12 protein-coding genes and 1 other RNA gene are annotated in these 13,415 nt (G+C 68.5%); 6 read left to right on the plus strand and 7 right to left on the minus strand.

Features of this window, described 5'->3' with window-relative positions; all coding sequences use genetic code 11:
• Window positions 1–178 precede the first annotated feature (178 nt).
• Genes ACFXGX_RS31355 through ACFXGX_RS31375 form a run of 5 tightly spaced genes read left to right on the plus strand, consistent with a single transcriptional unit; the run spans window position 179 to window position 6,546 of the window.
• Window positions 179–1,474, plus strand: coding sequence for an ABC transporter substrate-binding protein (locus ACFXGX_RS31355; RefSeq protein ID WP_384797737.1), 1,296 nt, complete (start codon window positions 179–181; stop codon window positions 1,472–1,474).
• Window positions 1,471–2,436 (plus strand): carbohydrate ABC transporter permease, encoded by a 966-nt coding sequence (locus tag ACFXGX_RS31360; RefSeq protein ID WP_384797740.1) that lies wholly within the window; start codon window positions 1,471–1,473, stop codon window positions 2,434–2,436. The genes ACFXGX_RS31355 and ACFXGX_RS31360 overlap by 4 nt, the downstream gene beginning before the upstream one ends.
• Before the next feature lie 8 nt (window positions 2,437–2,444).
• A complete protein-coding gene (locus ACFXGX_RS31365; protein ID WP_384797744.1) occupies window positions 2,445–3,266 on the plus strand; it encodes a carbohydrate ABC transporter permease in 822 nt (273 codons plus the stop codon).
• 11 nt (window positions 3,267–3,277) lie between these two features.
• Window positions 3,278–5,533: an alpha-xylosidase gene (gene yicI, locus ACFXGX_RS31370; RefSeq protein ID WP_384797747.1), complete on the plus strand. Its 2,256-nt coding sequence runs from the start codon at window positions 3,278–3,280 to the stop codon at window positions 5,531–5,533.
• Window positions 5,533–6,546: a LacI family DNA-binding transcriptional regulator gene (locus ACFXGX_RS31375; protein WP_384797750.1), complete on the plus strand. Its 1,014-nt coding sequence runs from the start codon at window positions 5,533–5,535 to the stop codon at window positions 6,544–6,546. Before yicI ends, ACFXGX_RS31375 begins: the two co-directional genes overlap by 1 nt.
• 86 nt (window positions 6,547–6,632) lie before the next feature.
• Here the strand turns inward: ACFXGX_RS31375 and ssrA are convergent.
• From ssrA to ftsE, 5 genes are all read right to left on the minus strand, one after another.
• Window positions 6,633–7,021, minus strand: a transfer-messenger RNA (tmRNA) gene (ssrA, locus tag ACFXGX_RS31380).
• 139 nt (window positions 7,022–7,160) lie between these two features.
• Window positions 7,161–7,706: an SsrA-binding protein SmpB gene (smpB, locus tag ACFXGX_RS31385; RefSeq protein WP_384797753.1), complete on the minus strand. Its 546-nt coding sequence runs from the start codon at window positions 7,704–7,706 to the stop codon at window positions 7,161–7,163.
• Window positions 7,707–7,775: 69 nt separating this feature from the next.
• On the minus strand, window positions 7,776–8,942 hold the full coding sequence (locus tag ACFXGX_RS31390) for a S41 family peptidase (RefSeq protein WP_384797756.1): 1,167 nt from the start codon (window positions 8,940–8,942) through the stop codon (window positions 7,776–7,778).
• Between the two features lie 67 nt (window positions 8,943–9,009).
• Window positions 9,010–9,930 (minus strand): permease-like cell division protein FtsX, encoded by a 921-nt coding sequence (gene ftsX / locus ACFXGX_RS31395; RefSeq protein WP_384797759.1) that lies wholly within the window; start codon window positions 9,928–9,930, stop codon window positions 9,010–9,012.
• Between the two features lie 33 nt (window positions 9,931–9,963).
• Window positions 9,964–10,653 carry a cell division ATP-binding protein FtsE gene (ftsE, locus tag ACFXGX_RS31400; RefSeq protein ID WP_384797762.1) on the minus strand — a complete coding sequence of 230 codons (690 nt, stop codon included), beginning with the start codon at window positions 10,651–10,653 and terminating at the stop codon, window positions 9,964–9,966.
• 301 nt (window positions 10,654–10,954) lie between these two features.
• Here ftsE and ACFXGX_RS31405 point away from each other — a divergent pair, with 301 nt between their 5' ends.
• A complete protein-coding gene (locus tag ACFXGX_RS31405; RefSeq protein ID WP_384797765.1) occupies window positions 10,955–11,146 on the plus strand; it encodes a hypothetical protein in 192 nt (63 codons plus the stop codon).
• 96 nt (window positions 11,147–11,242) lie between these two features.
• Here the strand turns inward: ACFXGX_RS31405 and ACFXGX_RS31410 are convergent, their stop codons facing one another.
• Together ACFXGX_RS31410 and prfB are read right to left on the minus strand one after the other, a co-directional pair.
• Window positions 11,243–11,845, minus strand: a complete 603-nt coding sequence (locus tag ACFXGX_RS31410; protein ID WP_384797768.1) for a hypothetical protein — start codon at window positions 11,843–11,845, stop codon at window positions 11,243–11,245.
• A gap of 336 nt (window positions 11,846–12,181) precedes the next feature.
• Window positions 12,182–13,288, minus strand: a complete 1,107-nt coding sequence (gene prfB, locus ACFXGX_RS31415) for a peptide chain release factor 2 (protein ID WP_328451867.1) — start codon at window positions 13,286–13,288, stop codon at window positions 12,182–12,184.
• Between the last annotated feature and the right edge of the window lie 127 nt (window positions 13,289–13,415).

Here is a 13,415-nt window from a genome sequence, read left to right on the forward strand (position 1 = left end):
CGCAGCCCGCCGTCGTCCGACCCGCCGAACCCCTGCCCCAATTCCGGTTCAGCCCATTGACGTGCCCACGGCCGCCACCTACCTTCCCCCGTCGAAGCGCTTCGACGTCATGCATCGAAACGATTCGACGACCGTGCATGACGGCCCGATACCCATCCAACTCCTCTGGAGGCAGTGGATGTCGACGACACGACGGCGCCTGGCGGCGACGGTGGCGGTGACCTTGACAGGTGCCCTGCTGGCGACGGCATGCGGCGGCTCGGACAGTGGCTCCGCGGACGGCAGGACACTCAGACTGTGGCACTACGAAGGGCCGGACAGCGCGATGGGGGTGGCCTGGAACGAGGCCATCAAGGAATTCGAAGCGCAACACCCGGGCGTCAAGGTGAAGTTCGAGGAGAAGGGCTTCGAGCAGATCCAGAAGACCGCGCCCATGGTCCTGAACTCGAACGACGCCCCCGACCTCATGGAGTACAACAAGGGCAACGCGACGGCTGGGCTCCTCAGCAAGCAGGGGCTGCTGACGGACCTGACGGCCGAGGCCACCGCGCGCGGCTGGGACAAGAAGCTCAGCGCCGGTGTGCGGACCACGAGCCAGTACGACACGAACGGCGTCATGGGCTCCGGCAAGTGGTACGGCGTGACCGACTACGCCGAGTACACGATGGTCTTCTACAACAAGGACCTCTTCAAGAAGTACGGGATCGCGGAGCCGGCCACGTACGACGAACTGGTCTCCGCGATGGACGCGTTCGTGGCGAAGGGCGTCACCCCGCTCGCCAACGCGGGCGCCGAGTACATGGCCCAGCAGTACCTCTACCAGCTCGCCCTCTCCAGGGCCGACCGCTCCTGGGTCGACACGTACGAGCTGTACAAGGGCAAGGCCGACTTCCACGACACGGCCTGGAGCTACGCGGCGGACACCTTCGCCGACTGGGTGAGGAAGGGGTACATCTCCAAGAAGTCCAGCGGCACGAAGGCCGAGGACGCGGGCGTGTCCTGGATCCAGGGCAAGTCGCCGATCCTCTTCTCCGGAAGCTGGTGGTACGGCCGCTTCGAATCGGAGGCCACGTTCGACTGGGACTCCGGCCTGTTCCCGGGCTCGAACCTCACCCTGGGCTCCGGCGGCAACCTGTGGGTGATCCCCAAGGGCGCCAGGAACAAGGAACTGGCCTACGACTTCATCGATATCACCATGTCGAAGAAGATCCAGAACTTGCTGGGCAACAAGGGCGGTGTCCCGGTGGCCGCGGACACGTCCGCGATCACCGACGCCAGGACCAAGACCCTGATAGCCGACTACAACACCCTCTCGGGGCGTGACGGGCTCGCCTTCTATCCGGACTGGCCGGTCGCGGGCTTCTACGACACCCTCGTCTCCGAGACGCAGAAGCTGATCACCGGCAGCGAGAAGCCCGACGCCTACCTGGACAACCTCCAGAAGGCGTACGACAAGGGCGTACCGCGGCGATGACGGTGACCGCCGAACGCGGCGGGCGGGTGACCGGCCCGAAGGCCCGGGCCGGTCACCCGAGCCGCCCGCACACCTCCTACGCGCTGTTCCTGCTGCCCGGCGTGCTCGCCTTCACGGCCGTCGTCGTCGTGCCGTTCCTGATGAACACCGGGATCAGCTTCACCGACTGGCAGGGGGTCGGCACCCCTTCGTGGACCGGGCTCGCCAACTACCGCGCCCTGCTGGACGACAGCGAGTTCTGGGCGTCGTTCCGGCACAGCCTGTTCATGGTGCTGGCGATGGCCCTCGTCCCGACGGCCATCGGACTCGTCCTGGCCGCGGCCCTGTTCGACTACGTCGGCAGACATTTCGGCAGCAGGATCGTGGCCGTGCTGCGGGCCTGCTACTACCTCCCCCAGGTGCTGCCGATCGCGGTCGCGGGCATCGTCTGGAGCTGGATCCTCGCCCCCGACGACGGCTCGCTCAACGCGCTGCTCAAGGCCGTCGGTCTCGGCTCCTGGCGGCAGGACTGGCTCGGCGACCCGGAGTTCGCGCTGTACAGCGTGATGGGGGTGATGGTCTGGGTGCAGCTCGGCTTCCCTCTCGTGGTCTTCATGGCGGGACTGCAACGCGTCGACCCGGGGCTGCACGAGGCCGCCGAGCTGGACGGCGCCGGCTGGTGGCGGCGGTTCTGGCACATCACGCTGCCGCAGATCCGCCCGGAGATCTCGGTCGTCCTGCTGTGGTGCACGATCGCCGCGCTGAAGGTGTTCGGAGCGGTCTACGTCCTGACGAAGGGCGGTCCGGGCGGCGCCACCGACGTGCCGTCGTACTTCTCCTTCACCACCTTCTTCGAGAAGACCCAGGTCGGCTACGGCGCCGCGATCTCCACCGTCCTGACCGTGATCATCCTGGCGCCGGCGCTGATCGGGCTGAGGTTCCAGACCCGCGCCGAGGACGCCGAGGAAGGGGTTCGCGTATGACCGGGCGTATGACCGCCCTTCGCCGCTACCCGGTGCTCGTGGCTCTCGTCATCGGCGCGCTGTTCATGGTGCTGCCGTTCGCCGTGGTCGCCCTCAACGCGGTCAAGTCGCCCGCCGAGTACTCCGCGCACGGCCCTCTCGGCCTTCCGCACGGTCTGTACCTCGACGGCCTCGAGGACTTCTGGCAGCGCGTCGACTTCGGGCGGAAGCTCCTCAACTCGGTGCTGATCTCCGGCTCGGTGGCGGCCCTGGCCGCGGTGCTGTCCGTGCTGAACGCGTACGCGATCGGCATCGGCCGGATCAGGGGCCGCGCCTGGGTGCTCGCCTTCTTCGTCCTCGCCAACACGCTGCCGCAGGAGGCCCTCGTCTATCCGATCTACTACTTGAGCAAGCAGGCCGGCCTCTACGACACCAGGCTCAGCGTGATCATCGTGTTCACGGTGCTCCAGACGGCCTTCGGCACCTATCTCCTCTCCGCCGTCCTCGGGCGGTTCCCGCGCGAGATCATCGAGGCCGCGCGGATCGACGGGGCGAACCAGTGGCAGGTGCTGTGGCGGATCGTCGTCCCGGTCAGCCGCCCCACGATCGGTGTGCTCCTCGTCTTCTTCTTCATCTGGACGTGGAACGAGTTCCTGCTGCCGCTGGTCATGCTGATCTCCAACGACAACCAGACCGTGTCGGTGGCCCTCGGCGTCCTCCAGGGACAGCGTCTGATGGACGCCACGATGACGAACGCGGCCGCCCTCCTCGGCGTGCTGCCCGCCATCGTCTTCTTCCTCGTCTTCCAGCGGACCCTCACCCGCGGCATCGCCGTCGGCGCAGTGAAGTAAGGGGTAGGACAGTGAAGTTCACGGACGGCTACTGGCTGCTGCGCGACGGCGTAACCGCGGCCCACCCGGTCGAGGTCCTCGATGTGACCTCGGGCCCGGGCGGCCTGGAGATCCACGCGCCGACGCAGCCCATACGGCACCGCGGCGACCTGCTGAAGGGACCGGTCGTGACGATCAGCGCCCACGCGCCGATGCCCGACGTCATCGGCGTCACGTTCACCCACTTCCAGGGCGAGGAGCCCCGGGGCCCCCGGTTCGAGCTGCACGGAACCGGGTTCACCCCGCACACCGAGTACGACGACGGCCACGCGACCCTGACCTCGGGCGCCCTGTCCGTCCGGGTCGCCCGCACCACGCCCTGGCGCATCGACTTCCTCGCGCACGGCCGGACGCTGACCAGCAGCGGCGCCAAGGGCATGGGCATCATGCGGGACCCGACCGGCGCCCACTATCTGCGCGAACAGCTCGACCTCGGTGTCGGCACCCAGGTCTTCGGCCTCGGCGAGCGGTTCGGGCCGCTCGTCAAGAACGGCCAGGTCGTGGACATGTGGAACGCGGACGGCGGCACCGCCACCGAACAGGCCTACAAGAACGTGCCGTTCTATCTGACGGACGCGGGCTACGGCGTCTTCGTCGACCATCCGGGCCGGGTGTCCTTCGAGGTCGGCTCGGAGGCCGTCTCCCGGGTCCAGTTCAGCGCCGAGACACAGGAGCTGACGTACTACGTCATCCACGGACCGACCCCGAAGGACATCCTGCGCAAGTACACGGCGCTCACCGGGCGTCCGGCCCTGCCTCCCGCGTGGTCCTTCGGCCTGTGGCTGTCGACGTCCTTCACCACCTCCTACGACGAGGACACCGTCACCTCGTTCATCGACGGCATGCGGGACCGTGAACTCCCGCTGTCCGTCTTCCACTTCGACTGCTTCTGGATGCGCGAGTTCAACTGGTGCGACTTCCGGTGGGATCCGCGGGTGTTCCCCGATCCGGAGAGCATGCTGACGCGGCTGAAGGACAAGGGGCTGCGGATCAGCGTCTGGATCAACCCGTACATCGCGCAGCGCTCACCGCTGTTCGCGGAGGGGCGGGCTCTCGGGCATCTGCTGAGACGGCCCGACGGAAGCGTGTGGCAGTGGGATCTGTGGCAGCCGGGCATGGCCCTGGTCGACTTCACCAGCCCGGCGGCCCGGGACTGGTACGCCGGAAAGCTGGAGGCACTGCTGGACCAGGGCGTCGACTGCTTCAAGACGGACTTCGGCGAGCGGGTCCCGCTGGACGTGGCGTACGCCGACGGCGCCGACCCGGAGCGGATGCACAACTACTACACGTACCTCTACAACCAGACCGTGTTCGACGTGCTCCGCAAACACCGGGGGGAGCAGGAGGCCGTCGTCTTCGCCCGTTCGGCGACCGCGGGGAGCCAGCGGTTCCCGGTGCACTGGGGCGGGGACTGCGAGGCGACGTACGCGTCGATGGCCGAGTCGCTGCGCGGCGGACTCAGCCTCGGCATGTCGGGGTTCGGTTTCTGGAGCCACGACATCGGCGGTTTCGAGGGGACGCCGACGCCCGCGCTGTTCAAGCGGTGGCTCGCCTTCGGCCTGCTGTCCTCGCACAGCCGGCTGCACGGCTCGTCCTCGTACCGTGTGCCCTGGCTGTTCGACGAGGAGGCCGTGGACGTCCTGCGGCTGTTCACCCGGCTCAAGCTCCGCCTCATGCCGTATCTGTACGAGGCCGCCCGCACCGCGCACGCCGAGGGGGTGCCGATGATGCGGGCGATGGTCCTGGAGTTCCCGGACGATCCGGGGTGCGCGCATCTGGAGCGGCAGTACATGCTTGGCCCGGATCTGCTGGTCGCGCCGGTCTTCAGCGACGAGGGGGACATCTCCTACTACGTGCCCGAGGGCACGTGGACCCCCTACCTCGGCGGGCCGCCGGTGACCGGACCGCGCTGGGTGCGCGAGCGGCACGGTTTCCTGAGCGTGCCGCTGCTGGTGCGGCCGGGCGCGGTGATCCCGGTCGGCGCGGTGGACGACCGCCCCGATTACGACCACGCCGACGGGGTCACCCTGCGCGCGTACGGCCTGGAGCGCGGCGCCCGGGTGTCGGTGCCGGTCGGCCCGGTCACCTTCACCGTCGTGCGGGAGGGGAACACCCTGCGCGCGTCCTGCGGCGACCCGTCGGCTCCCTGGGGGCTGGCCGCGGGCGGACGCGAGGTACGGGCCCGCGCCCGGACGGGCTTCCTTTCCGTCGAGCTGGAGTCCGACTGATGGTCAAGATCACCGATGTGGCGCGGCACGCCGGGGTGTCCCCGAGCACCGTCTCCTACGCCCTCAGCGGCAAGCGGCCGATCTCCGAGGAGACCCGGCAGCGCGTCGAGGAGAGCATCCGCCGGCTGGGCTACCGTCCGCACGCCGGGGCCCGGGCGCTGGCCAGCAGCCGGTCGAACGTCCTGGCGCTGGTCGTACCGCTGCGGGCGGGCATCCATGTGCCGGTGGTGATGCAGTTCGCGGTGTCGGTGGTGACGGCTGCCAGGCTGCACGACCACGACGTCCTGCTGCTCACCCAGGAGGAGGGCGAGGAGGGACTGCGGCGGGTGGCGGACACCGCGTTGGTGGACGCGCTGATCGTGATGGACGTCCAGCTCCACGATCCCCGGCTGCCGTTGCTGCGCGCGCTGGACCGGCCGTCGGTGCTCATCGGATTTCCGGCCGCCCCCGACGGGCTCACCTGCATCGACCTGGACTTCAGGGCGGCAGGTGAACTGTGTGTGGAGCGGCTCGCGGGGCTCGGGCACCGGGTCGTCGCGCTGGTCGGGTCGCCGCCCGAGGTGTACGTGCGGGGCACGGCGTTCGCGCAGCGGGTGGTGCAGGGGTTCACCGCCGCCGCCGACCGGAACGGCCTGGCCTCGTCCGTCCACCCCTGTGAGGCATCGCCGGCCGCCGCACGCCGGGTCGCCGAGCAACTTCTGCGCGAGCAGCCCGCGTTGACCGGTGTCGTCGTCCACAACGAGCCGGTCCTGGAGCCGTTGATCGACGCGTTCGAGCAGCTCGGCCTGCGGGTTCCGGCGGATCTGTCCGTCACCGCGATCTGTCCGGACGAGCTCGCCGGAAGTCTGCGTGTCCCGGTCACCTCCATCGCCCTTCCGTCGGCCGAGGTGGGCGGGCGGGCGGTCGACCTGCTGATGAGAAAGCTGAACGGCACGCCCTGTCCCGAGGCGACCCTGCTCACGCCCACGATGACGGAGCGTGCCAGTACGGCTCCCCGCACGCTGACGTCCTGAGGGCAAGACGAAGGCCCCGCTGCCTGAGCAGCGGGGCCTTCGTCTTCGATATTCAATTGAGCGCTATTTAATTAGACACATGGGATGAGTGGAGATGGCGGGAATCGAACCCGCGTCCAACGGTGCAAAATCAGGGCTTCTCCGTGCGCAGTTCGCTGTGATTTTCTCAGCCCCGGCGATCACGCGAACAAGTCGCCGACGGGCTCAGCCACTGTTTGATTTCCCATCGAACCCCGTGACCGGGCTAGATGGTTTAGTTCCCTAGATTATGCCAGGATCCGGGTCGGGAACACTCCCGGGCTGACACCCATTAAGGGTCCTTCACTCACTGCTTATTAGGCAGCGAGGGCGAAGGACTGGGAATCGCTCTTGGAATTGGCGATTATTTTTTGCGACATATGGTTTACGAGATCATTGCCGCTTCCTCGACACGCTTCCCCTGCTTCAACAGCCGCTGTCGAAACCGATCATCCCCATGTTGATTTTTCAAAGCTCGGTTCCTCCGGGGAGGAACCCGCGCCCTCGATGGGGTGCGTTGCCATCCTACGTGACCAGCGCACGACGGTGCCAGCGTATTCCCGCGGACCGCCTCACCGGCCGCGTCGGCACCCGTGCTACTCGCCGCGCTGTTTCCGCTTGGCCGACGCGATGGCCCGGTCCGACTCGCGCCTGTCCTGCTTCTCGCGCAGGGTCTGCCGCTTGTCGTACTCCTTCTTGCCCCGCGCGAGCGCGATCTCCGCCTTCGCCCGGCCGTCCTTGAAGTACAGGGCGAGCGGGACGATGGTGTGACCCGTCTCCTGGGTCTTCGCCTCCAGCTTGTCGATCTCCTCGCGGTGCAGGAGGAGCTTGCGCTTGCGGCGCACGGTGTGGTTGGTCCAGGTGCCCTGGCTGTACTCCGGGATGTGGGCGTTGTGGAGCCACGCCTCGTTCCCGTCGATCTGGACGAAGCCGTCCGCCAGCGAGGCGCGGCCCTGGCGCAGCGACTTGACCTCGGTGCCGGTCAGGACGAGCCCGGCCTCGTAGGTGTCGACGATCGCGTAGTCGTGCCGCGCCTTCTTGTTCTGCGCGACGATCTTGCGCTTGCCGTCCTTGACCTTGCCGGCGGCCTGGCCGCCCTGCTTGGGCTGGGACTCCTTCGGTACGTACATTCCCTTGCTCATAGTGCTGGCCATTTTCGCACTACAGGGGGGCTCGGGGGAAAGCCGATTACCGGGGCCGCGGTCCGCGGGTCAGGGAAGGTCTCCGAGGCCGCTCAGCACGGTCTCGGCCCGCCGCAGCGACTCCTTGTCCGCCTCCAGGTCGGGGGTGATGCCCCGGCCGTCGACGGAGCGGCCCGCGGGGGTGCGGTAGTGGCCGACGGTCAGCTCGGCGACGGAGCCGTCGGGCAGCCGGCTCGGCATCTGGACCGAGCCCTTGCCGAAGGTGCGGCTTCCCACGACGACCGCGCGTCCACGGTCCTGGAGGGCCCCGGTGAGCAGCTCGGCCGCGCTCATCGTGCCGCCGTCCACGAGCGTGACCAGGGGTCTCGCGGTGTCGCCGCCCGGGTTCGCGTGCAGGGCGCGCTCGGCGCCGTTCACGTCGTACGTGGCGACGAGGCCGCCGTCCAGGAAGGCGGAGGCGGTGGTGACGGCCTCGGTGACCAGTCCGCCGGAGTTGCCGCGCAGGTCGAGGACGATCCCGGCCCGGTCCGGAGCCCGGCCGACGGCGGTGCGTACGGCGTCGCCCACACCCTTGGTGAAGGCGTCGACCTTGATCAGGGTGACCCGTCCGGGAAGGCTGCTGACGGTCACGGAGTCCGTGGAGAGCCGGGCGCGGCGCAGGGTCCGGCTCCACGACTGCGTGCCGCGCTCCAGGCCGAGGGAGACCTTGGTGCCGGCGGTCGCGTCGTCCGCGTCGCCGCGCAGTAACGAGACGACCTCGGTGACGGGCCGGCCGTCCACCCTCGCGCCGTCGACGGTGCGCAGCCGGTCGCCCTCGCGGATGCCCGCGGCGGCCGCGGGTGAGCCGGCGCTGACGCGGGTGACCTCGATGCGGCCGTCGCGCTCGCGGCGGGCCCACAGGCCGACGCCGGTGTACTGGCCGTCGAGGGCTTGCTCGAACTCCTCGTACTCGCCCTGGGAGTAGACGGCGCCCCAGCGGTCTCCGCTGCGGCTGACGGCCCGTTCGGCTGCCTCCATGGGGGACTTGCCGTCGGCCATCGCCTGGGCGGCGGCCTGGGTGACCTCGTCGTGACGGCGTGCCGATGCCGAACCGAGTGTGCCGTCCTCGGTCTTCCGGGCGTTGTCGGAGAACGATCCGGTGGCCGCGCCGGCGACGAGGACACTCGCGAACACCAATGTCAGGGCCGCCCCGCGGCGGATGCGGCGGGGCTCGCAGAACAGGTCACGGCCTGACATGCCGGTGAGTCTAGGACAACGCGAAGGGCCGCACCGCCGGTTGACGGTACGGCCCTGTTGGGATGCGTCACACCTTCAGGTACTTGCGCAATGCGAAGAAAGCGGCGAGGGCGGGCATCAGCAGGCTCGTCGCGAGGATGAGCGGGAGCTTGGTCAACACGGCGTCCCAGCCGATGAAGTTGATCAAGTTGAGCTTCTCGGACAGCGCCAGACCGTGGTCGATGATGAAGTACCGGGCGATCAGCAGGAATCCGCAGGCCACGCCGCCGCCGATGAGTCCCGCGACCGCGGCCTCGGCGATGAACGGCGCCTGGATGTAGAAGCCGGAGGCGCCGACGAGCCGCATGATGCCCGTCTCGCGCCGCCGGCTGAACGCCGAGACGCGCACCGTGTTGACGATCAGCATCAGGGCGACGACGAGCATCATCGCCATCACCGCGCGCGCGGCCCAGTTCATGCCGTTGAGCAGCCCGAACAGGTTGTCCAGGATGCCCTTCTGGTCCTGGACCGACTGAACGCCGTCCCGGCCGTCGAAGGCGGTCGCGATGACCTGGTACTTCTCCGGGTCCTTCAGCTTGATCCGGTACGACTCCTGCATCTGGTCCGGCGTGAGGGAGCTGGCCAGCGGGGAGTCGCCGAACTGCTCCTTGTAGTGCTTGTACGCCTGGTCCGAGGACTCGTACGTGACCTTCTGCACGACCGTGGCCATCTTGCCCAGGTCGGCGACGATCTGCTTCTTCTGGTCGCTGGTCACCGCGCCCCTGGCGCAGTGCGGGTCGGACTCGGCGTCACTCTTGTTGCAGAGGAAGATCGAGACGTTGACCTTGTCGTACCAGTAGCCCTTCATGGTGTTCACCTGGTCGCTCATCAGGAGCGAGCCGCCGAACAGGGCGAGCGAGAGGGCGACCGAGACGACGACCGCGAAGGTCATGGTCAGGTTGCGGCGGAGACCGACACCGATCTCCGACAGAACGAACTGCGCGCGCATGGCGTCTTCCTCAGACCTTTCCGTGGACGATGATCAGTGCTGGTAGCCGTAGACGCCGCGCGCCTGGTCGCGGACGAGACGGCCCTGCTCCAGCTCGATGACGCGCTTGCGCATCTGGTCCACGATGTTCTGGTCGTGCGTGGCCATCAGGACCGTGGTGCCCGTCCGGTTGATCCGGTCGAGCAGTTTCATGATGCCCACGGAGGTCTGTGGGTCGAGGTTTCCGGTCGGCTCGTCGGCGATGAGGAGCTTGGGCCGGTTCACGAAGGCTCTCGCGATGGCCACACGCTGCTGCTCACCACCGGACAGTTCGCCGGGTCTCCGGTCCTCCTTGCCGCCCAGGCCGACGAGGTCGAGCACCTGGGGCACGGACTTGCGGATCTCGCCGCGGGACTTGCCGATGACCTCCTGGGCGAAGGCCACGTTCTCGGCGACCGTCTTGTTGGGCAGGAGGCGGAAGTCCTGGAACACGGTCCCCAGCTGGCGGCGCATCTGCGGCACCTTCCAGTTGGAGATGCGCGCGAGGTCCTTGCCCAGGACGTGCACCTGGCCTTGGCTGGTCCGCTCCTCGCGGAGGATCAGCCGCAGGAAGGTGGACTTTCCGGAGCCGGAGGACCCCACGAGGAACACGAATTCTCCGCGCTCGACCTCCAGGGAGACATCCCTGAGAGCGGGGCGGGTCTGCTTGGGGTAGACCTTGGAGACATTGTCGAATCGGATCACGGGTGCACCACGGGTCGCCGGGGGTAGGTGTGCGTGACCATACGCGAACCGGGTGTGCAAGCGCAGTCGGCGTACGGGGTTGCGCGCGGCTTGCACGATTTGTCACGGATCTGAGGCGCGATTCACACCCGGTCCGAGGGGCTGAGGCCGCTCCGGGCGGGGCAGGAAAAGGGGGGCCGCGCCGAAATCCGCGGAACCTGGCACAGTGGTAGGGGAACGGTTGCGTTCGCCGCAGCGTTGAGAGAGCGATGTGTACGCGAGAACGCTGCGTACGCGGAGACGTCGCAAGGAGGGCCGGCGCATGACGTACGACCGACTGGTATGCGCTAACTGCGCGGCACCCGTCAGCGAGGGCCGCTGCCCCGTCTGCCGCGCGAACCGGCAGCGACTCCAGCAGGAGGGCCCCTTCGCGGGCCTCAACCCCATGGCACTGATCGCGCTTCTCGCGGTACTGATCGCGGCACTGGCGCTGGTGGCCCATCAGACGGTGTGAGAGCCGCGGGGACGGTCCGGCACGACCGTCGTCGCCCCCGACACGGGCAGGGCCCGGAGCGAGCTGCTCCGGGCCCTTCGTCGTACGTGTGGAACGTCAGGCGGCGGCACCGCCGCGGCCGCCCGCGAGGCGCGGCAGCAGGCGGAAGCCGATACCGCCGGCGATCATCGTGGCGGCACCGATGATCAGGAACGTGGTCTGACCGGCACCGGTCTCGGCCAGCGCGCCGTCCTGGCCCTGGGCCTGGGTGTCCGAACCGGTGTCGGTGAGGGCCGAGGAGCCCTCCTCCTGGGCGGAGGATCCACCGTTGGGGTCGGCGTCGTTGCCGCCGGTACCGCCGGTGCCGCCCTCCGCGGGGGCGGAGCTGGTGCCCGAGGTGGGCTCGTCGGTCGGCCCGGTCGGGTCCGGGTCCTCGGTGGGCTCGGTCGCGGTCGGAGCGGGCTCGGTGGGCTCGGTCTCCGTGGGAGCCGGCTCGGTGGGCTCGGTCTCGGTCGGAGCCGGCTCGGTCGGGGTCGTTTCGGTCGGGACCGGGTCCGTCGGGATGACGGTCGGGTCCGCTGTCGGGTCGGCGGTGGTCGCCGTGAGGCCGACATTGAGGTCGAGCGCCGAGGCGGCACCCGCCGCGGTCAGTGAGGCACCGGCGGCAATCACCGCGCCGGCGGTTATCCGCGCCAAGCGGATCCGCGTCTTCTTGGTCATCTGGCTGCTACCCCCAGTAGCTGATCGTCAATGGAGCAGCGTCCGGAGCCACGGCGTCACAGGGGATTTCGTTCGACCCCCCGGTTCACATGCGCCCCGGTGATACGCATGCCACCCGTCACCCTTCCCAGTTTTCAAAGCAGCGTCAAGGTCGTTGCGTACGCGATGTCCGGAACGGCATCGTTTGCCTGGCCTGGGGACATACGACTGTGACGGAAAACCCATACAGCCCCTACAGACGAAGGCAACTGCCGCCCGGCGGGCGGCAGTTGCCTTGTCGACAAAGAGGTTCAGCGGGGGCGGAGAACGTCCGCCCGCACCGCTTCTGTCGGGTGCCTACTTCTCCTGCTGCTTGCGCCAGCGAATTCCGGCCTCCAGGAAGCCGTCGATCTCGCCACCGAACACGGCCTCGGGGTTGCCGACTTCGAACTCCGTGCGCAGGTCCTTGACCATCTGGTACGGGTGCAGGACGTACGAACGCATCTGGTTGCCCCAGGAGTTGCCGCCGTCGCCCTTGAGGGCGTCCATCGCGGCCTGCTCCTCCTGACGGCGCCGTTCGAGGAGCTTGGCCTGCAGAACGTTCATGGCCGAGGCCTTGTTCTGGATCTGCGACCGCTCGTTCTGGCAGGAGACGACGATGCCGGTGGCCAGGTGGGTCAGGCGCACGGCGGAGTCGGTGGTGTTGACGCCCTGGCCGCCGGGACCGGACGAGCGGTACACGTCGATCCGCAGCTCGGACTCGTCGATCTCGATGTGGTCGGTCTGCTCGACGACCGGCAGGATCTCGACACCGGCGAACGACGTCTGGCGGCGCCCCTGGTTGTCGAACGGCGAGATGCGCACCAGCCGGTGCGTGCCCTGCTCCACGGAGAGCGTGCCGTACGCGTACGGCACGTGGACGGCGAAGGTGGTGGACTTGATGCCCGCCTCTTCCGCGTACGAGGTCTCGTAGAGCTCCGTCTTGTAGCCGTGGCGCTCGGCCCAGCGCAGGTACATGCGCTGGAGCTTCTCCGCGAAGTCGGAGGCGTCGACGCCGCCGGCCTCGGCACGAATGGTGACGACGGCCTCACGGGAGTCGTACTCGCCGGACAGGAGCGTGCGGACCTCCATCTCGTCCAGCGCCTTCTTGACGGCGACGAGCTCGGTATCGGCCTCGGCACGGGTGTCCGGGTCGTCCTCCTCCTCGGCCATCTCGAAGAGAACGCTCAGATCGTCGATACGCCCGCGGAGCGCCTCGGCCTTCCTGACCTCCGCCTGGAGGTGGCTCAGCTTGCTGGTGATCTTCTGCGCCTCGTCCGGGTCGTCCCACAGGGACGGCGCGGCCGCCTGCTCCTCGAGCACGGCGACATCTGCCCTCAGCTTGTCGAGGTCCAGGACGGCCTCGATCGACTCCATGGTCGAGGAGAGGGACTTGAGCTCTTCGGAAACATCGACGACTGCCACGCCTCCAGCGTAACGGTTACGGCAACCGGGCCTCGCCCTCGTCCCCGGCGGAGCCCCGACCGGTGACCGGAACCCCCGAAACGAGTCTCGCCCGCTCCGCGCCTGCCCGTCCCGTACCCGGGGGCGC

Origin of the sequence: Streptomyces sp. NPDC059371 (assembly GCF_042751995.1) — a bacterium.
In the GTDB taxonomy this organism is placed as follows: domain Bacteria; phylum Actinomycetota; class Actinomycetes; order Streptomycetales; family Streptomycetaceae; genus Streptomyces.